The 17731-nt window shown below is 70.7% G+C and carries 16 protein-coding genes; 6 read left to right on the top strand and 10 right to left on the bottom strand.

The annotated features are described in order from the left end of the window. Positions 1 to 18: 18 nt before the first annotated feature. The 8 genes from FGE12_RS25490 to FGE12_RS25455 form a co-directional block, all read right to left on the bottom strand. Positions 19 to 1152 (bottom strand): hypothetical protein, encoded by a 1134-nt coding sequence (locus FGE12_RS25490; protein ID WP_153869217.1) that lies wholly within the window; start codon positions 1150 to 1152, stop codon positions 19 to 21. A gap of 498 nt (positions 1153 to 1650) precedes the next feature. Continuing rightward, complete coding sequence (locus FGE12_RS25485) at positions 1651 to 2496, bottom strand: SDR family oxidoreductase (protein WP_153869216.1); 846 nt, start codon at positions 2494 to 2496, stop codon at positions 1651 to 1653. A gap of 72 nt (positions 2497 to 2568) precedes the next feature. After that, on the bottom strand, positions 2569 to 3141 hold the full coding sequence (locus FGE12_RS25480; protein WP_153869215.1) for a hypothetical protein: 573 nt from the start codon (positions 3139 to 3141) through the stop codon (positions 2569 to 2571). A 47-nt stretch (positions 3142 to 3188) separates the two neighbouring features. Next, positions 3189 to 4175, bottom strand: coding sequence for a signal peptidase I (lepB, locus tag FGE12_RS25475; RefSeq protein ID WP_153869214.1), 987 nt, complete (start codon positions 4173 to 4175; stop codon positions 3189 to 3191). Then, a complete protein-coding gene (ileS, locus tag FGE12_RS25470) occupies positions 4176 to 7070 on the bottom strand; it encodes an isoleucine--tRNA ligase (protein WP_153869213.1) in 2895 nt (964 codons plus the stop codon). 68 nt (positions 7071 to 7138) lie between these two features. After that, positions 7139 to 7906 carry an RES family NAD+ phosphorylase gene (locus FGE12_RS25465; RefSeq protein WP_153869212.1) on the bottom strand — a complete coding sequence of 256 codons (768 nt, stop codon included), beginning with the start codon at positions 7904 to 7906 and terminating at the stop codon, positions 7139 to 7141. Continuing rightward, positions 7866 to 8240: an antitoxin Xre/MbcA/ParS toxin-binding domain-containing protein gene (locus FGE12_RS25460; protein WP_228531099.1), complete on the bottom strand. Its 375-nt coding sequence runs from the start codon at positions 8238 to 8240 to the stop codon at positions 7866 to 7868. Before FGE12_RS25460 ends, FGE12_RS25465 begins: the two co-directional genes overlap by 41 nt. Before the next feature lie 154 nt (positions 8241 to 8394). Beyond that, the gene (locus tag FGE12_RS25455) at positions 8395 to 10500 is read right to left on the bottom strand and encodes a hypothetical protein (RefSeq protein ID WP_153869211.1); all 2106 of its coding nucleotides are present in this window, start codon (positions 10498 to 10500) and stop codon (positions 8395 to 8397) included. Positions 10501 to 10725: 225 nt separating this feature from the next. Between FGE12_RS25455 and FGE12_RS25450 the strand changes: the two genes are divergently transcribed. Both FGE12_RS25450 and FGE12_RS25445 read left to right on the top strand, forming a co-directional pair. Next, positions 10726 to 11688: a hypothetical protein gene (locus FGE12_RS25450; RefSeq protein WP_153869210.1), complete on the top strand. Its 963-nt coding sequence runs from the start codon at positions 10726 to 10728 to the stop codon at positions 11686 to 11688. Between the two features lie 91 nt (positions 11689 to 11779). Beyond that, positions 11780 to 12703, top strand: coding sequence for a PLP-dependent cysteine synthase family protein (locus FGE12_RS25445; protein WP_153869209.1), 924 nt, complete (start codon positions 11780 to 11782; stop codon positions 12701 to 12703). An 83-nt stretch (positions 12704 to 12786) separates the two neighbouring features. On the opposite strand, the gene FGE12_RS25440 is transcribed toward FGE12_RS25445, so the two are convergent. Beyond that, positions 12787 to 13278, bottom strand: a complete 492-nt coding sequence (locus tag FGE12_RS25440) for a PleD family two-component system response regulator (protein ID WP_194798270.1) — start codon at positions 13276 to 13278, stop codon at positions 12787 to 12789. 170 nt (positions 13279 to 13448) lie between these two features. Here FGE12_RS25440 and FGE12_RS25435 point away from each other — a divergent pair, with 170 nt between their 5' ends. After that, a complete protein-coding gene (locus tag FGE12_RS25435; RefSeq protein WP_194798269.1) occupies positions 13449 to 14303 on the top strand; it encodes a DMT family transporter in 855 nt (284 codons plus the stop codon). A gap of 1 nt (position 14304) precedes the next feature. Here the strand turns inward: FGE12_RS25435 and FGE12_RS25430 are convergent, their stop codons facing one another. Continuing rightward, on the bottom strand, positions 14305 to 14796 hold the full coding sequence (locus FGE12_RS25430) for a hypothetical protein (RefSeq protein WP_153869207.1): 492 nt from the start codon (positions 14794 to 14796) through the stop codon (positions 14305 to 14307). Between the two features lie 121 nt (positions 14797 to 14917). On the opposite strand from FGE12_RS25430, the gene FGE12_RS25425 reads away from it, so the two are divergent. The 3 genes from FGE12_RS25425 to FGE12_RS25415 all read left to right on the top strand — a co-directional run bounded on the left by FGE12_RS25425 (position 14918) and on the right by FGE12_RS25415 (position 17575). Beyond that, the gene (locus FGE12_RS25425; protein ID WP_153869206.1) at positions 14918 to 15799 is read left to right on the top strand and encodes a DUF2785 domain-containing protein; all 882 of its coding nucleotides are present in this window, start codon (positions 14918 to 14920) and stop codon (positions 15797 to 15799) included. An 81-nt stretch (positions 15800 to 15880) separates the two neighbouring features. Continuing rightward, the gene (locus FGE12_RS25420; RefSeq protein ID WP_153869205.1) at positions 15881 to 16840 is read left to right on the top strand and encodes a phosphotransferase family protein; all 960 of its coding nucleotides are present in this window, start codon (positions 15881 to 15883) and stop codon (positions 16838 to 16840) included. A gap of 75 nt (positions 16841 to 16915) precedes the next feature. Next, positions 16916 to 17575 carry a glutathione S-transferase family protein gene (locus FGE12_RS25415; protein WP_153869204.1) on the top strand — a complete coding sequence of 220 codons (660 nt, stop codon included), beginning with the start codon at positions 16916 to 16918 and terminating at the stop codon, positions 17573 to 17575. Positions 17576 to 17731 lie beyond the last annotated feature (156 nt).

Here is a 17731-nt window from a genome sequence, read left to right as displayed (position 1 = left end):
CGACGCGAGCGCGCGACGTCAGTGCGGGCGCCCCATCGCGAGCTGCGCCCGCACGAGCGCCTCCTCGCGCTGGTGCTCCTGCACCTCGCGCAGCACCGCGTCGTTCATCTCGGCGAGCGTGAGGATGCGGGCCCCGTGGTCGAAGAGCGGCCGCGACAGGTGCAGCTCCGCCTTGAGGTCCACGACGCCCGTCTCCAGCTTCACCTCTCCGCCGGTGGAGTCATCGAGCGAGCCGCTCACCTCCCAGCTCCCCTGCTCCGGATGCAGCAGCCCCTCCGGCAGCGTCCCGTTCACCGGCAGCTCGCGGCGCGCGTGCACCTGCGCGTCGCCCAGTGCGCCGCTCACCTCTTGCAGCACGCGGGTGCGCACGCGGTCGGGCTGGAGCAGGGCGCTGGGGTCGAGCTTCCCCTCGCGCACCAGGGCGAGCTCCCCGGGGCGCAGCGTCACCTCCATCCGCAGCGTGTTCTGCAGCTTCAGCTCGCCGCCCGGCCCCGGGGACGCCTTGGCCTCGAGCCCGCCGAGGGAGCCCTCGAGCTCGAGCCCCGGGAGCTTGCCCTGCACCTGCTGCGCGACCTCGAAGGACACCCGGCCGCGCGCCACGTCCACGTGCACGCGGGCCTCGCCCACCGCCTTGAAGCCGAGCTTGGCAACCTCCACATCCAGCTTCCCCTTGAGCGCGCCGTAGGCCCCCAGCTCGAAGGACTGGACGTTGTGGGCCGCGGTGGCGCCGGCGCGGGACGTTGCATCCGCATCCAGCGCTCCGACGAGCCGCAGCGCCTGGCCCAGGGGATTGGTCATCGCATTCACCTGGTACAGGGCGGCGAGCCGGTCCGCCGCCTCCGCGGCGCTCGCGAAGTGCAGGGTCAGCGCGCCCTTCGTCCCGATGAGCGCATCGACGCTCTCCTTCCCCGCCCCAGCGCCCACCCCCACGCCGAGCCGGTTCTGCAGCGTGACCTCGTAGCGGCCGTCCTGCGCGCGCTTCACCGTCACCGTGCCGGCGAGCTCACCCGCGAGCTCGCCCCGCACGGTGGCCTCCAGGCCGTAGCGCAGCGTGGCGCCGGGCGGCACCTGCTCGAGCGCGGCCCGGTAGACGCGCTCGAGCCCCGAGCCCAGCGCGCTCCGCTGGGAATCATCCCGGCGGTAGGTCTCCACCGTGCTGGCCTGCGCCGCCTGGGTGCGGCCGGCGCCCGAGGCAGCATTCGCCGCCGAGGGCTGCGCCGTGCCGGTGCCTGCGGCGGCCCTCGCCTCCGAAGGAAGCGCGCCAGCGCCGCGCGGTGCACCCTGCGCGGAGCTTGCGGCTTGCTGAGGTGCGGAGGACCCGGGCGCGTTCGCGCCGGGGTTCGGCTCCGAAGGCGTGCTCGCGCTGCGCGGCGCAGCCTGAGGGGCACTGCCGGAGGGCTTCGCATCCGGGGACGGAGGCGCACCGGCAGCGCCGTCTTCGGGGAAGCAGGCGGGAACGGGCTCGCGGGAGCTGGAGGCGGAGGAGACCTGGGACATGGGGAACCTCGGTTCGGGTGGACCCGAGGCTCAGTGCAGCCGCAGTGCCGGGACGCGTCCCGTGTCACATCAGGCACTTGCGCGCGCCCCTCCCGTCAGCGGCGCGAGACACGCCGTCCGGGAGCCGGACGGCGCGTGGATCAAAGTGTCCGGCTAGCGGAACGCCGCCGCGTTTCGCTTCGCCCAGTCGTCGAAGGTGCCCGCCTTGCGCCCGAGCAGCTGCTCCACCGTGGGTAGAACGACGTCCGCCTTGCCGGCCTTGAGGAAGGCGGAGAGGTCCAGCAGCGCCTCCACGTAGGGCGCGGGCATCCCGGCCTTGAGCATCGCCTCGCGCGCGGCCTCGGGCGGCACGTCCACGTGCTTCACCGGCTTGCCCAGCGCGCGCGAGAGCTTCTCGGCCACCTGCCCCACGCTGAGCGACTCGGGGCCGGTCATCGTGTAGGCCTGCCCCTCGTGGCCCTTCTGCGTGAGCGCCTTCACGGCGACGGCGCCGATGTCCGCAGGGTCGATGGAGGCGTAGCGCCCCTGCCCCGTGGGCTCGTAGATGGCCCCCTGGTCCTTGATGCTCTGCACCCAGAAGAGCGCGTTGGACATGAAGTTGCCGGGCCGCAGGAAGGTCCACGCGGCTCCCGAGTCGCGCACCGCGCGCTCCATCTCCGCATGCCACTTCGAGAAGACGAGCTCGGGCTGGTCCGCCCCGATGACCGAGAGCTTCACGATGTGCTTCACGCCCGCGCGCTTCGCCGCCGCCGCGGCGTTCTTCTCCAGCGTGCGGCCGTCCACGCCCGCGCTCACCAGGAAGAGCTTCTCCACGCCCTTGAAGGCCGCATCGAGCGACTCCGGCTTCGCGAGGTCTCCCTGGACCCGCTCCGCCTTGCCCTCGAACTCGCGGGCCTTCTTCGGGTCTCGCACGAGCAGCCGCGGCCGGACGCCTGCCGCTATCAGCTGCCGTGCCACCTCTCCACCGATGGTTCCAGTCGCTCCCGTGACGAGGATCATGTGCCACCGCTCCTGAGCTGGGTTCAGCTCGGGGCTAACGGCGTCACGGGATGCCAGCCATGGGACCTTGGGTCAGGCGTGGCGCCAGTCCCACTGCTCGGAGCGGAGCTGCGCGAGGAAGGTATCCCCACGGAGCAAGCGGCCGTAGTCGTCATGCACCCAGAGGCTGCGGAGCTCGAACGGAAGCACTGGAAACAGCTCGAGCAGGACCCAGCGCACGACATTCACATCGCTGAAGTTGCAGGCGTAGAAGTGGCAACTCTCGAGCGAAGCGCGCAGCTCAGGAGGAAGCGCCTCGTGCTCCTGGTACTCCTCGACGGCGATGGCTCTCAGCTCGGGCTCGCTGGCCTCGCTGACATGGACGTACCAGATATGCGAGCCACGTCTCATCCGCTGCAGCTCTGCCGCGCTCGACGGACCGAGAGGGAGGACGTACCCGTCACCCGGTCTGCGCAGGCCTACGCCAGCGGAGACGGGTGCGTCCTGGTGCTCCACGTACCAGTCGTACTCCGGCCCGTGTAGCTGGAACCCTTCGACGTCCGATTCTCCAGAGGTCAGAAATGAGCGCAGCGAGTCCGGCAGGCAGGAGACGAGCCGCTCCGGGCTCGCTTCGGGCGGCATGATCAAGCTGAGACTCTGGGGCATGCGGCTTCCTGCGCGGCGAGGGGACTCGTTGAGAGCCTATGGGCAACTCAGTTCACCTGCGTGCCGATGCGCTCCCACCTCACCGCCCAGTCCTGTCCCATGGAGAAGTGGATGTAACGCGCCGCGGCCTTCACGTTCGCCAGCGGCACCGCACCCAGGTGGCGCGAGTCGAAGCTGTTGTCCCGGTTGTCGCCGAGCACGAACACGTGCGCTGGGAGCACCCGACAGCCACCATCCGCGGGCTCGGTCCCGACCGGGCAGTTCGCGGAGGACAGGCGCGCGCCAGTTGCGGACGGGAAGAAGTAGGCCACGCGGTAGTGGTGCGTCCCGAGCGTCTCCTCGTACAGCTCGCAGTCCGCGTCTTCCACTGTCTCCGCGAGCGTCTCCTCACATGCCCCCAGGCTCTCTCCTCGAGCGGGCTGGCCGTCGATGCGCAGCCCATCGGCATCGAGCGCGACCACTTCGCCAGGCAGCGCTACCACGCGCTTGAGCAAGTCCTGGCTCGGGTTCCCGGGATGGCGGAAGACGATGACCTCCCCGCGCTCGGGTTGCCGCCCCGGGAACAGCAGCCCCGCGAGCGGTGGCCTCTCGCCGCCGACCCGGTGGTCCGAGATGAAGTGGTCGCCGACACGCAGCGCGGGCTCCATGGAGCCGGCGGGCACCTTCCAGGGCTCGACGAGGCCGTAGCGCACGTACGCCCGCGCGCCATAGTTCAGCACCATCCAGGCGAGGAACGCGGGCAGCACCCAACGCAGCGGTGGGACCCAGCGCTGGGGCCCACGCAGCAGGCGCGCGACGTCGAGCATCGACAGCAGGCCGACCGCGAAGACCAGCGCGAGGCCCGGCACCCCCGTCCACAGCAGCGACAGGTTCACCACCAGCAGCGCCAACGTCCAGCTCACTGCGCGGCGGGGCCGTCCGAGCAAGAGCTGCCCCGTCCCGGCGGGGCACAGGAGCGTGCCCAGGACCACGGCGAGGCGGCGCCCCCGGGAGAGCGGCGCCTCTGTAGTCTCCGTGGCCTCGGCGACCTCCACCTAGCCCAGCGCCTCGCGGCACTTGTTGCACACGTCGCCGCCATGCCCCACCTCGGTCTGGTACATCCAGCAGCGCGGGCACTTCTCGCCGAGTGCAGGCAGCACCTCGGCGCTCACCTGCACGGCGTCCCCGAAGGTCTGAGCGAGCGAGAGCGCGTGGGCCTTCTCGCCCTTGCTGTCCGCAAGCTGCACCTGGCTCACGATGAAGAGCCCGGGCAGCTCCGCGAGGTGGCGCTCGAGGAACGCGCGCGTCTCACCCTGCGCGCTCAGCACGATGCGCGCCTCGAGCGACGAGCCGATGAGTTTGTCGCGGCGCGCGGCCTCGAGCAGGCCCTGCACCTCGCTGCGCACCGCGAAGAGCTTCGCGTACGTGTCCGCGAGCCCCGCGTCCGTCGCGCCGTGGCGCACCTCGGGGAAGCCGGAGAGGAAGATGCTCTCCTCCTTGTGACCGGGCAGCTGCTGCCAGGCCTCCTCCGCGGTGAAGCTCATCACCGGCGCGAGCAGCTGCAGCAGCGTCACCGCCACCTCGTGCAGCACCGTCTGCGCGCTGCGGCGCGAGCGGCCGTCCGCCTTCAGCGTGTAGAGCCGGTCCTTGAGGATGTCGAAGTAGAGCGCCGAGAGGTCGCCCGCGCAGAAGTCCACCACCGCCTGGTACACGAGGTGGAACTCGTAGGCCTCGTAGGCCGCGCGCACCTTCTGCACCAGGTCCGCGAGGCGGCCGCGCGCCCAGCGGTCCAGCGGCAGCAGCTCCGCGGCCGGCACCGCGTTCGTCGCGGGGTCGTAGTCGTAGAGGTTGCTCAGCGCGTAGCGCAGCGTGTTGCGGATCTTCCGGTAGCCCTCGCTGAGGCCCTTGAGGATCTGGTCCGAGAGCCGCACGTCGTTGCGGTAGTCGCTCGCCGCCACCCACAGGCGCATGACCTCGGCGCCGTACTGGGTGATGATCTTCTCCGGCAGCACCACGTTGCCGCGGCTCTTGGACATCTTCTCGCCCGCGCCATCCACCACGAAGCCGTGGGTGAGGCAGGTCTTGTAGGGCGAGTGGTCGCGCGTGCCCACGCCCACCAGCATCGTGGAGTGGAACCAGCCGCGGTGCTGGTCGCTGCCCTCGAGGTACAGGTCCACCGGCACGCCCATGGTGGGGCGACGGGCCGCCACGGCCGCGAAGGAGCAAGCCGAGTCGAACCACACGTCGAGGATGTCCGTCTCGCGGCGGAAGCTCGTCTTGCCGCACTTCTCGCACTGGTAGCCCTGGCCGAGGAAGGCCTCGACCGGCGTGCTGTACCAGATGCCCGCGCCACTCTTCTCCACCGCGTCCGCCACGCGCTCCATCAGCTGCCCCGAGATGACCGGGTGCTCGCAGCCCTGGCAGTACGCGATGGGGATGGGGACGCCCCAGGTCCGCTGGCGGCTGATGGTCCAGTCCGGGCGGTTCTCCAGCATGCCGCGGATGCGGCTGTGGCCCCACGCCGGCACCCACTTCACCTTGTCGACCTCTTCCAGCACCTTCTGCCGGAAGCCGTCCTTGTCCAGGCTGATGAACCACTGGTACGTCGCGCTGAGGATGACCGGGTTGCGGCAGCGCCAGCAGTGCGGGTAGCTGTGCTTCACGCGGTCGGTGGGCGCGTTGAGCAGCGCGCCCCGGTCCACCAGCGTCTGGATGACGATGGGGTTCGCCTCGAACACCTTCTTGCCCGCGAGCTCGGGGCCCACGGTGTCGTCGTAGCGGCCGTCCTGCTTGAGGGGGTTGTAGATGTCGAGCCCGTACTTGAGGCCGACCTCGTAGTCCTCCTGGCCGTGGCCGGGCGCCGTGTGCACGAGGCCGGTGCCGGCCTCCAGCGTCACGTGCTCGCCGAGGATGAGCTTGCCGGTGCGCGCGTAGAAGGGGTGCTGGTACTCGAGCCCCTCGAGCTCCTCGCCCGTCGCGTAGCCGAGCACGCGCGAGGGGTCCGCGAGCGCCGCGGTCTGCACGTCGCCGCCCTGCAGCTTCACGTCCTTCACCGCGAGCTCGTCCGGCTTCACCTCGGAGAGGAAGCGCGGCAGCAGGTCCTTGGCCACCATCACCACGCGCTCGCCGAGCGCGTAGAACACGTACTCGAAGGACGCGTTGAGCGCGATGGCGAGGTTCGCCGGCAGGGTCCACGGCGTGGTGGTCCAGATGACGAAGGAGACCTTCTTCCCCTTGAGCGCGGGCACCTTGTCCCCGAGGTCCTTCGTGCTGTCGAAGGCCACGTAGACGCTGGGGCTCTCGTGGTCCTCGTACTCGACCTCGGCCTCGGCGAGCGCGGTCTGGTCGGTGAGGCACCAGTACACGGGCTTCTTGCGGCGGTAGAGCTTGTCGCGGCGCGCGAAGGTGGCGAGCTCGCGGATCTCCTGCGCCTCGTAGGCGAAGTCGAGCGTGACGTAGGGCTTGTCCCAGGACGCGAACACGCCCATGCGCTGGAACTCGGAGCGCTGGATGTCGATGAACTCGAGCGCGTAGACGCGGCACTTCTCGAGGAACTCGTCGCGCCCCAGCGTGCGCTTGTCGATCTTCTTGTCCTTGAGCCGCTTCTCCACCGCCTGCTCGATGGGCAGGCCGTGCGTGTCCCAGCCGGGCACGAAGTCACACAGCTGGCCGGACATGTTGCGGTACTTCACCACGATGTCCTTGAGGACCTTGTTGAGCGCGTGCCCGGCGTGCAGGTGGCCGTTGGCGTACGGGGGCCCGTCGTGGAAGACGAACTTGGGCCCCTTCGCGTTCTTCTCGAGAATCTTTCCCCAGATGCCCCGCTCTGCCCACCAGGCGAGCATCTTCGGCTCGAGGTTCGCGAGGTTCCCCTTCATCGGGAACTCGGTCTTGGGCAGGTTGACGGTGTCCTTGTAGTCCTTCTGGGCGGCGGCGCTCTCGTCACTCATGGCGGGAGAGTCCGTAGCAGGAAGGCCGGGGGCCTTCAATCACGGCCACAGTGCCTGGCAGGCGGCCGTCAGAGGGCGGGCGTGGGGAGTACGCCCTCCACCTCGAAGTGCGCGCGCAGGAAGGCGTGCGAGGTGGGGGTGAAGGTGTTGCTGCGGGTGAACTCCACGCGCTTGCGGGTGGCGTAGCAGCTCCAGCCCTGCAGGGTGCGCGGGCGGGAGGTGGCGAAGCAGGGCTCGAAGAGGCCCACGTTGCGGGCGCGGTCCTTCGCCCGGGCGGAGACGAAGACGCAGGCCTCGACTCCGGCTTCGCGCATCTCGCGGCCCAGTTGCTGCGCGTCCGCGTACTGCGTGGGGGAGGAGATGCGCGCCTCGAAGGCGTCGAAGGGGGGCTCGGTGAGGTCCACGGCGCGCTCGGCGTCGAGGTCCACGTCGAAGCAGGTGTGCGCGGTCTGGAGGAAGTCGATCGCCGCGTCCGTGCCGTCGAGGAAGACGAGCCGGTAGTAGGCGACCTCGGCGAGCGAGGTGGGCAGCAGCTCGGAGGCGTAGAAGAGGCTCGCCTCGAGGCGGGTGCCGAAGCGCGAGCCGCCCCGCAGCGGCGGGTAGCGGAACGGGGTGAAGAGCAGGTAGTGCAGCGGGCCCGCGCGGAAGCGGTGGCTGCCGGGGACGGGAGGCTTCACTTCTTCGAGCAATTGCTCGAGCAGGAGCTGCTCCGCGTCGGAGTCCACGAGCTTGCGGGTGGCGCTCTCGTGCTGCGCCTCGACGGTGCGCCAGACGCGCAGCTGCAGCGGCCGGCAGTTAGTGGGTCCCCCGCATTGCGTCCAGATACTCTGCGACACGCGTCAGCCCCCCGATGCTCCGCACCAGCTCCGCCGGTACGCCATGCAGGTGGCGATTATTCGCATGGAACCAGGCGCTCGCCTTCGCGGAGTCGCCGCCCATCAGCGCATCGAGGCTGCGGAAGATGCGGACCAGGAAGAGCGCGCACTCGCGCCCCTTGCCCCGGAGGTCCACGGACTGGCCCTGGGCCATGCGTGAGACGGAGGCCGGGCTGACCCCGAGGATCTCCGCGAGGGAGCCCTGGTTGAGGCCGAGGCGCTCCGCGGCGCGGAGCGAGGCCTTCGCCAGGACGGCCTCGGCATCTGCCTGTTCGACCAGCTGCGGGGAGGACATGGGGTGCCCTTTCTTGGGAAAGAATAGGCACAGGATGTCTCTGGTGCAAGTCGAGGCTGTCAGGGCTGCCACGAACGAAAACGCCCCGCCGCCTGGAGGGCAGCAGGGCGTGTCCCCTCTCCCTCTGGGAGAGGGCTAGGGTGAGGGATTACGGCTACTTGCAGTTGGTGACGGGGGTAGCTGGGTTGCCCGTGTTCCGGGAGTCGTGCTGGTACTTGGGCCAGGGTGAATTGGGATCCAGCCCGCGGCTGTCGGTAATCAGCGCGTAGAGATTGCCCGAAGCACTGGCGGCGTAAAGAACCCCGGGAGCGCCCTTGACGACCTCACCTGCGGCGTTACGGCTGCAGTCGAGGTTCATCGAGGCCTCAAAGACGTCGCCATCGGGTGCGGTCAGGTGCCAGACGATGCTGCTACCAAACCGAGCCTGCACCTCTCCCGTCGTAGAACTCGCGACATGGACAACCCCGTCTTCCCCCCAGACAGGAGCGCCCTTGAAAACATCGGGGTCGACTACGACTGGCTGTTCAGCAACTCCAGCTGCCGATAGACGAAGCAGCTTCTTTTCCGCCAGCCCGATGATTGCAGTCCCGCTTGTGCCAACACTCACATTCCATGCGGCATCGCTCGCAGCTGTGAGTACTGGCGTCGCCGCCTCGCTAGTACCAACCGTGTAGACCTTACTGGCGCTGCCGTCATTGCTCCCTCCCCAGAACTGAGTTCCAGCTAGAGCCAAAGACGTCGCCTTAAGAGGCACAGCCTTCAGCAAGCCCGTCGAGCCCCAGTCGCCGACAGCGTCTAGGCTGCGAGTTTTGAGAGTTCCCGCTGCCTCGGCAAATGCCACTGAGTCGCCGAAGACCACCATATTGCTCGGATAAATTACGTCGCCGACACCGCCCTTCGTGGGACACGTGTTAGCGGCTTCGGGCCGGATCGCGAAGAGAGTCCCGCCATTCCACCCTCGATAGGAGCCGTAAACGGTTTCCGAAGTTGTGCCGGGGACTGCCTTGGTAAACGCAAGGCTGGCTTCAACGGAAACCCCCGCCTCCGAGTGCTGGCACACCTCGACGAAGGAGTTCGACGTGCTGTTGAAGTACCCAGCCGCCGACTTCGTTCCTACCTTCTGGGCAACATAGACGCGTTCGCTGGAGGATGCCGTTTCACCTACCGCTGGGCTCGCGCGAATAGAGCCACCTCGCGCGCTCCACGCCTCTGTGCCGTCGGGCCGGACGGCAACAAATTGGCCATCGCTGCCAGCGAGGTTTGAGCCTACGTAGATAAGGCCAGTAGCACCCACTGCGGGCGAGGCTTCAACAGATCCAACGGAGGTTGTCGCCCTACGCCACTTCCATCGCGTGACCTTGATCGAGCCGGGCTTCGTGCCCGGGTTGCCAGCCGCATCGTTTCCGCTCGCAACCAAGCCGAACGAGCCGCGGAAGTCATTCATCGGCGGCTTGGACAGGTCCACCTGGACTTCGCCGCAGTAGGCCTTGCCGCAAGCGGAGCCAGCGTTGGTCACAGTCAGCGGGTCGATCTGCGTTCCCGAACCAATGCCCGTCACGGTCAGACGCACGGTGCTCTCGTCAATCGCCTCATCGGAGGCGATGGTCACGGTGACGACCTGATCGCGGCGGTAGTAAGGGCCCTGCGGAGCGGGGTCTACGTAGATCGTTTGACCGACGTTCGGCCCCGGAAGCGGCGTGGTCACAGCAACCGTGAAGCTAGGGGGCGTGTTGTCGAGGCTGAACGTCGTCTTGCCGGGAACCGCGAGGGCCTCGCTGCGCACCTCGAGGTCGAACTTGTCGCTCGAGGTTCCGTCAGGCGCCTTCCACACGCCGGCGTAGAGCCCCTGACCCTGGTGCGCAAGCGTGCCACTGCTCGCCGCCGCACCGCTCTTCGGCGTGATGGTGAAGTTGATGCTGTCCGGATAGTGGGGCTCGGCGACGATGTCCGTGCGCTTCACCAGCTGCACCTTCAGCGTCACGTCACCGCTCTTCACACCGCCGTTCTCGCGTGGAAGGACGAACGAGTATCCGGAGAAACGCGCCGTGCACGCGGCGTCCTTGCAGGCTTCGAACTGACCACAGGCGGTCTCGCATGCGAGCCCATCGGGCGTCTCCACCACGACGCACAGCTTCGCCTTGGGATCGCAGGTCTGCCCCTGGTCGCAGTCCTCCTGCGAGCTGCAGGCACTCAGCGGCTCGCGGCAACCCGCGAGCAACACCGTCAGCACCGCCCCTGCCCCCAGCAACTTCCTCAGCATCGAAGTGCTCCGCGCTTGTGTTGGTCCAGCGTGCAGCCTGCGCGCATAGCACGCGGCTCGCGGCGTCCGAAAGTTCGTGGCCGCTGCGCACTGCACGTGCACCCGTGCTGCCGTAATTTTGCTTCGACACCGTCGACGCACCCGAGGGCGCCGGAGAAATCTTCCAGCGCTCCGCTCGCGCGAGTACGGTCCGCACTCGCTCACCACCTGCTCCGGCGAGACCTCGTGATCACCTCGCGCTTCATCCTCGTCTGCACCCTGCTGTGCGCCGCGCTCGCCGCGCCGAGCGCCGCTGCCGCCCCCACGCCCGAGACCATCGCGCTGCACCCGTGCGTCATCGTGGGCGAGGCCGGCGCCGAAGCCGAGAACCTCGCTGCTACCTGCGCCACCGTCGTCGCCAAGCGCGACGTCGAGCTCACCAGCTCCACCGCCGTGCGCGAGTTCCTCGCCAAGGAGCCCGAGCAGTCCTGCGCCGGCCAGGCCGAGCCCGAGCAGTGCCTCACCCGCCTCGCCCGCTCCACCCAGGCCGCGCGCGCGCTGCTCATCACGCTCGCCCCCTTCGCGCGCACCCCGTTCGTGCGCGCGCTCATCGTCGAGCGGATGGGCACCGCCACCTCGAAGGAGCTCCCCGTGAAGCGCAAGCGCGGCGAGTCCACTGCCGCCTACGTGCGCCGCAGCGTCGAGGAGCTGCTCGCCCAGGTCGACCTCAACCCCGTGGAGATCGCCCCGCTCGTCGCCGAGGACCCCAAGCCCGAGCCCCCTCCGGCCCCCACCGTCACCCCCGCCGCGAGCGCTCCCGTCGCCGCCGTCACCCCGCCCGCTCCCGCCGGGCCGCCGCGCTCGTGGCGCACGCCCACGGGCATCGGCGGCGTCGTCGCCGGTGCGTTCGCGCTCGGCGCCTCGGGCCTCTTCCTGCACCAGGCCAACCAGGCCCTCGACTCGCTCGATGCCCTGCACGGCGACCGCGGCTACCAGCTACCGGACCTCGCGGAGGCCACGCAGCTGCGCGAGCGCGCCGACTCCCGCCAGCGCCTCTCGCTCGCGAGCGGCATCGTGGGCGCGGGCCTGCTCGCGGGCGGCGGCTACCTGCTCTGGTCGGATCGGCACTCCGCGCGCAGTGCGCGCACCGGAAAGCCCGTGGTCCTGCTCGGGCCCACGAGCGCCTCCGTGCTCGTGCGCTTTCCGTAAGAGCTCCGAAAGCCAGTCCCTCACCGTGGCCCTCTCCCAGAGGGAGAGGGGACTTGCCGTAATGTCTCCGGCCCTCGATACCTGAGGGCGCATGGACATCCTCGGAGCGATCGGAAACACGTCCCTGGTGCAGCTGCGCCGCGTCGTCCCCTCGGGAGGCGCACAGGTGCTCGTGAAGCTCGAGTGGGAGAATCCCACCGGCAGCATGAAGGACCGCATGGCGGAGGCGGTCATCCGCCAGGCCGAGGAGGACGGACGCCTGCGGCCTGGAGGCACCGTCGTCGAGTACACCGGCGGCAGCACCGGCACCTCACTCGCACTGGTGTGCGCCGCGCGCGGCTACCGGCTGCGCATCGTCACCTCGGATGCCTTCAGCCAGGAGAAGCGCGACCACATGGTCGCGCTCGGCGCCGAGCTGACGCTGGTGCCGAGCGAGGGCGGGCTCACCACGAAGAAGCTCATCCTCGACATGATCGAGACCGCGCGCCGCCTCAGCCAGGAGCCCCACACCTACTGGACGGACCAGCTGCACAACACGGACAGCATCGCGGGCTACGCGGCGCTCGGCGAGGAGCTGTGGCGGCAGAGCGGAGGCCAGGTCGATGCCTTCGTGCACAGCGTGGGCACCGCGGCCTCCTTGCGCGGCGTGGCCTCGGTGCTCAAGCGCCACAACCCCCGCGTGCGCATCGTCGCCGTGGAGCCCGCGGAGTCTGCCGTGCTGAGCGGCGGCGCGGCGGGGCCGCACAAGATCGAGGGCGTGGGCATCGGCTACACGCCGCCGCTGTGGGACCCCTCGCTCGTGGACGAGCTCCTTCCGGTCTCCACCGCAGACGCGAAGGAGATGACCCGGCGGCTCGCGCGCGAGGAGGCGCTGTTCGCGGGGACCTCCTCCGGCGCCAACGTGGTCGCGGCGCTGCGCGTCGCCGAGAAGCTGGGGCCAGGTGCACGAGTCGCCACGCTGGTGTGTGACTCGGGGCTCAAGTACCTGAGCACGGACGTGTATCGCGGGCGCTGAGTCGTTCGACCTTCCCTCACCCTGACCCGCTCCCAAAGGGCGAGGGGACAGCTTCGCCCGGGGGCTGCACTTCGCCGTTATCGCTACTCCTCTGCGACCCAGGGGAGCACTTCGATCGACGACGGCGAGGACTCTTCGATCTCGATCAGCGCGAGGTCGCCTCCGCCGCCGAAGGCCTCCAGCCAGGAGGCCTCGCTCGCGCCCGCGCTCACCTGCCGCGCGAGCCGCGCCACCTCCTCCATGAAGCTCCACTCCACCGGCTTGCGCTGGAAGGCCGCCGCTCCGAGCATGAGGCACTCCGCCTGCGTGCTCGGCTCCTCCTGCCCGCTGATGACCACCACCTCGGTGCGCCGCATCTCCGGCGCGCGCTTGAGCTGCGCGAGCACGTCTCGCCCGTCGAAGCCGCGCTGGTGGATGTCCAGCACCACCACCGCCGGGCGGTGCTCGAGCGCGAGCTCCAGCACCTGGCCCTCGCTCGCGGTGATAGGCCGCAGCCCGTGCTTGAGCGCCTGACGCTCCAGCGCGCGCAGCATCACCTCGTCGTCGTCCGCGATCAGCACCTTGGGAGCGCTCATGTCAGCAACCTCTTTCAAGTTGCGGTCCAGCGCCCTCACGGCCGTGGCGACCGGGGGTTGCGCGTGCGGGGCCCGGGTCCGCGGCCGCCCACCGGGTCCCCGCGCACCCGCGGGGAGGCCCCGCCCCCGCAGGCGCCCCATTCCGTGCGCGCGCGTGCGATGAAGCAGCCGTGGAGCCCCTCGCCCTCGCCCTCGTGCTCGCCTCCGCGCTCTTCCACGCCACGTGGAATGCGCTGCTCAAGCACCACGGCGACCCGGACTCTGCGCTGGTGGGCGTCATCGCCGTGGCGGTGGTGTGCGGAGGACTGTGGGCACTCGGGCTGCACGGGGCGGCCTTCGCCACGCCGCGCGCGCTCGCGTGGACGCTGGCCTCGGGGCTGCTCGACTGCGCCTACCTGCTGACGCTCGCGCTCTCCCTGCGCAGCGCGCCGCTCGGGCTCGCGTACGCCGTCGCGCGCGGCGGGGCGCTGCTGTTGGTGTGGCCCGCCTCGGTGCTGTGGCTGGGCGAGCGGCTGTGGCCGGGCGCCGTGCTGGGCGCAGGCTGCGTGGCGCTGGGCCTGGGCGTGATGAACCTGCGCAGGCCCGCTCCGGGCGTGGCGCGCGGGGTGCTGTGGGCGCTGGCGAGCGGCGCGTGCATCGCCGCCTACAACCTCGGCTACAAGCGCGCGCTCTCCGAAGGGGCGCAGCCGCCCGCCGTCTTCGCCGTCTCCATGGCGGTGGCCCTGCCGCCCATGGTGCTGCTGCGCGTGCGCGCGGGAGGAGGCTGGGCGCCGCTCTGGCGAAAGCTCCTGGCCCGCCCGCTGCTCGTCGCCGTGGCGGGCGCGGTGTGCACGCTGTCCTTCTCGCTCATGCTGATGGCCCTGGTGCACAGCAACGCGGGCGCGGTGCTCACCCTGCGCAACACGTCCATCGCGTTTGCCGTCGGCCTCGGGGCGCTGCAGGGAGAGCGACTCTCGGCGCGCCAGCTCGCGGGCGTGGTGCTGGTGGTGCTCGGCGCGGTGCTGCTCGGCTGGCCGCGAGGGTAGCTCACCGTCGCAGCGGGGCGGGCAGCGCCGCGAGCCAGCCCAGCTCCAGCACGGCCCACAGCCCGACGAGGATGGCCTCCGCGGCGTCGTGGCGCAGGCTGGTGGGGCGCGGGGCCTCGCTCCACTCGATGACCCGGCGCGCGAGCCCGTCCGCCGCGCGCTTCGCCACCTCCGAGCCTCGCTGCTCGCGCGGCAGCAGCAGCCGCGGGCGCCAGTCGTGCGCCTGTACGCGCAGCACCGGGAGCGCCTGGCGCAGCGCCTCGCGCTCCCACACGTCCGCCACCGCACCGCCGCCCTCCAGGGCGATGAAGCCGAGCGGCTGCGCGGCGAGCACCACCTGCGGCACCGCGCGCTTGAGCCGCGTCTGCGTGCCGAAGTTCTGCGAGCGGTACCAGCGCAGCCGCCCGTCTCGCCCGTAGCGCGCGAGCCCCGCGCGCAGGCCCAGGTCCACCGCGAGCAGCCCGGGCTCCCCCTCCTGCACCTGCTCGGACATCGCGCGCGCCTCCCGCCTCCCGCCGAGTCTGCGCACGACCCGGGGACGAGGCCACTGTCCTGCACCGTGCCCGCGCTCACCCCCGCGGGAATGGCCTCCGGGGCAGGCGGTTGCGGCGCGCATGACGAAGCCCCTCCTGCTCGCCGCCCTGCTCCTGCTTCCCCTCGGTGCGCGCGCCGCGTGCCCGCCGCGCGGCGAGACACGCAGCTCGCTGCAAGCGCTGAAGGTCGCGGGCTTCGAGGTGAAGGAGCCCGCACGCCGCGAGGCGCTCGCGCTCGCGCTGGTGGACTGCCTCGGCTCACCCGACCCGCTGCTGCGCGACGAGGTGGCCTTCGAGGCGCTCTCCACGTGGATGCGCGGGAAGCTGCTCTCCGTGCCCACGGTGCACGCGCTCTACGTGCGGCTGCTGCCTGAGCTCTCGCGCACGGATGCGGTGGGCTTCCGCCAGCCCTTCAGCGCGCTCGTGCTCTCGGAGGTCGCGCGGGTGGACCGGCTGCAGCCCTTCCTCACGCCGGAGGAGCGCGAGCGCCTGGTGGAGGCGGCGGCGCAGTCGCTCTCGCGCGTGCGCGACTACCGGGGCTTCGAGGAGCGCAGCGGCTGGCGCCACGGCGTGGCGCACGGGGCAGATCTTCTCCTGCAGCTCGCGATGCACCCGGCCCTCACGCGCTCGCAGGCCGACCGGATGCTGGAGGCGCTCGCGGTGCAGGTGGCCCCGGCGGGAGGCCACGCCTACGTGTTCGGAGAGCCGGGGCGCCTTGCGCGCCCGGTCTTCGCCATCGCGAGCAAGGGGCTCTACACACCCGCGGAGTGGACCGCGTGGCTCTCGCGCGTCACGGCGCTGCCTGGCGGGATGCAGGCGCTGAAGACCTCCGCGGGGCTCGCGCGCCGGCATGACGTGCTCGGCTTCCTGCAGTCGCTGTACGTAGCGCTGCAGGAGGGGGAAGACGCGACCGCGCGGGAGCGGCTGCTGCCCGGAGTGCGCGCGGCGCTGCGAGCGGGGTGAGGGGGGACCTTCATCCCCCCTGGAATGCGGGGGCGGGTTGTGCGACCGCGGGCTCCGGGGGCACGCTGTGCGCGGTCCGCCATGCCCCTGCTTCCCGAAGTCCCGAGCGCCGCGCACTACTACCAGCACCTGCGCCACGCGGCGCCCTACGAGGCGGCCGTCGCGGAGCTGTGTGCGCGCCACGGCCTGCCGCTCGACGTTCCGCGCCGCAAGTACCCCGCGGGCAACGCCATCGTGTTCGCGGTGGGCGAGGCGCACGTGGTGAAGCTCTTCGCGCCTCCGTTTGCGGAGGGAGCGCACACCGAGGCGCGCGTCCTCGCGCACGTGGACGGACGGCTCGGCGTGCCCACGCCGACGCTGCGCGCGAGCGGGACGCTGGAGGGCTGGCCCTATCTCGTGATGAGCCAGCTGCCCGGCGTGTCGCTCGAGGAGGCGTGGCCCCGCATCCCTGTTGCCCAGCGCGAGGCGCTGCTCGCGCAACTGGGTGCGGCGCTCGCGCGCCTGCACGCGCTGCCGCCTCTCGACGTGCCGCCGCCTCACGGCAGCTGGGAGCGCTTCGTGCGGACACAGCGCGAGGGGTGCGTGGAGCGCCAGCGCTCGCGCGGGCTCGCCGACGCGTGGCTGCTGCAGATTCCGGGCTTCCTCGAGCGCACGCTCGCACAACCCGAGAGCGCGGCGCCCACCGCGCTGCTGCACACCGAGGTGATGCGCGCTCACACCCTGGTCCAGGCGGACGCAGCGGGGCGCTGGACGCTCAGCGGGCTCTTCGACTTCGAGCCCGCGATGCAGGGCCATCCCGACTACGAGCTCGCCTCGGTGGGCGTGTTCCTCTCGGGCGGCGAGCCCGCGCTGCTGCGCGCCTTCTGCGAGGGCTACGGGTGGCCGGACGGAGCGCTGCCTCGGGCCGTGCGCCGGCGCGCGCTCGCCTTCGCACTGCTGCACCGCTACAGCAACCTGCGCTGGTACCTGGAGACCGTGCCGCCGCCTCCCGGCTGCGACACCCTGGAGGGACTCGCGGAGGCCTGGTGGGGCACGGAGTAGCGCGCTGTCGATTTGCGCGGGGCCCGTTCGTCGCCGCTGTGTAACCGGTAGTCTGCCCCTCCAGGAGAATCCCCCATGGCCCTGCAGCTCTTCGCCCACCCCTTCTCGTCCTACTCCCAGAAGGCGCTCATCGCGCTCTACGAGAACGGTACGCCCTTCGAGCGGCTCCTGGTGGGCGGGCCCGACGCCCCCTACGCGAAGGAGCTCGCGGCGCGCTCGCCCCACAAGCGCTTCCCCGTGCTCGTGGACGGAGAGCGCACGGTGCTCGAGGCCACCTGCATCATCGAGTACCTCGACCTCTACCACCCGGGCCCGGTGCGCCTGCTGCCGCCGGACCCGCGCGAGGCGCTCGAGGTGCGGATGATGGACCGCTTCTTCGACAACTACGTCTCCACCCCGCAGCAGAAGGTGGTGTTCGACCGGCTGCGCCCCGAGTCCGTGCGCGACCCGCACGGCGTGGCCGAAGCGCGCGCGATGCTGGAGACTTCCTATGCGTGGCTCGAGAAGGTGATGGCCAAGCGCGAGTGGGCCGCGGGCAGCACCTTCAGCCTCGCCGACTGCGCCGCCGCGCCCTTCCTCTTCTACGCGGACTGGACCCAGCCCATCGGCGAGCAGTTCCCGCACGTGCGCGCCTACCGCAAGCGCCTGCTCGCGCGGCCCTCCGTCGCGCGCGCCGTGGACGAGGCGCGGCCGTTCCGGAAGTACTTCCCGCTCGGGGCGCCGGACCGGGACTAGGGCGTACGTCCCTCACCCTTTCCCTTTCCCAGACTCGTGTTTCGCCGTTTCAGCCCGAGGGAGTGAGGAGGAGTCCCGAGGGAGGACGGGAGCGGGGCTGGGTTTTATGTCGAAGGGGTGCGCAGAGGCGTGGGCGCAAAACGTCCACGCCCTCGA

It is taken from the genome of Aggregicoccus sp. 17bor-14 (assembly GCF_009659535.1).
Lineage (GTDB): Bacteria > Myxococcota > Myxococcia > Myxococcales > Myxococcaceae > Aggregicoccus.
Note: the sequence above shows the minus strand (reverse complement) of the source record. Positions and strands in the feature narration are given on the sequence as shown.

What these genes read in the sequence shown, in the direction of transcription:
- FGE12_RS25485 (WP_153869216.1), bottom strand. Translation starts at nt 2,496, where the DNA reads ATGATCCTCGTCACGGGAGCGACTGGAACCATCGGTGGAGAGGTGGCA.
- FGE12_RS25480 (WP_153869215.1), bottom strand. Translation starts at nt 3,141, where the DNA reads ATGCCCCAGAGTCTCAGCTTGATCATGCCGCCCGAAGCGAGCCCGGAG.
- ileS (WP_153869213.1), bottom strand. Translation starts at nt 7,070, where the DNA reads ATGAGTGACGAGAGCGCCGCCGCCCAGAAGGACTACAAGGACACCGTC.
- FGE12_RS25460 (WP_228531099.1), bottom strand. Translation starts at nt 8,240, where the DNA reads ATGTCCTCCCCGCAGCTGGTCGAACAGGCAGATGCCGAGGCCGTCCTG.
- FGE12_RS25455 (WP_153869211.1), bottom strand. Translation starts at nt 10,500, where the DNA reads ATGCTGAGGAAGTTGCTGGGGGCAGGGGCGGTGCTGACGGTGTTGCTC.
- FGE12_RS25445 (WP_153869209.1), top strand. Translation starts at nt 11,780, where the DNA reads ATGGACATCCTCGGAGCGATCGGAAACACGTCCCTGGTGCAGCTGCGC.
- FGE12_RS25440 (WP_194798270.1), bottom strand. Translation starts at nt 13,278, where the DNA reads ATGAGCGCTCCCAAGGTGCTGATCGCGGACGACGACGAGGTGATGCTG.
- FGE12_RS25430 (WP_153869207.1), bottom strand. Translation starts at nt 14,796, where the DNA reads ATGTCCGAGCAGGTGCAGGAGGGGGAGCCCGGGCTGCTCGCGGTGGAC.
- FGE12_RS25425 (WP_153869206.1), top strand. Translation starts at nt 14,918, where the DNA reads ATGACGAAGCCCCTCCTGCTCGCCGCCCTGCTCCTGCTTCCCCTCGGT.
- FGE12_RS25420 (WP_153869205.1), top strand. Translation starts at nt 15,881, where the DNA reads ATGCCCCTGCTTCCCGAAGTCCCGAGCGCCGCGCACTACTACCAGCAC.
- FGE12_RS25415 (WP_153869204.1), top strand. Translation starts at nt 16,916, where the DNA reads ATGGCCCTGCAGCTCTTCGCCCACCCCTTCTCGTCCTACTCCCAGAAG.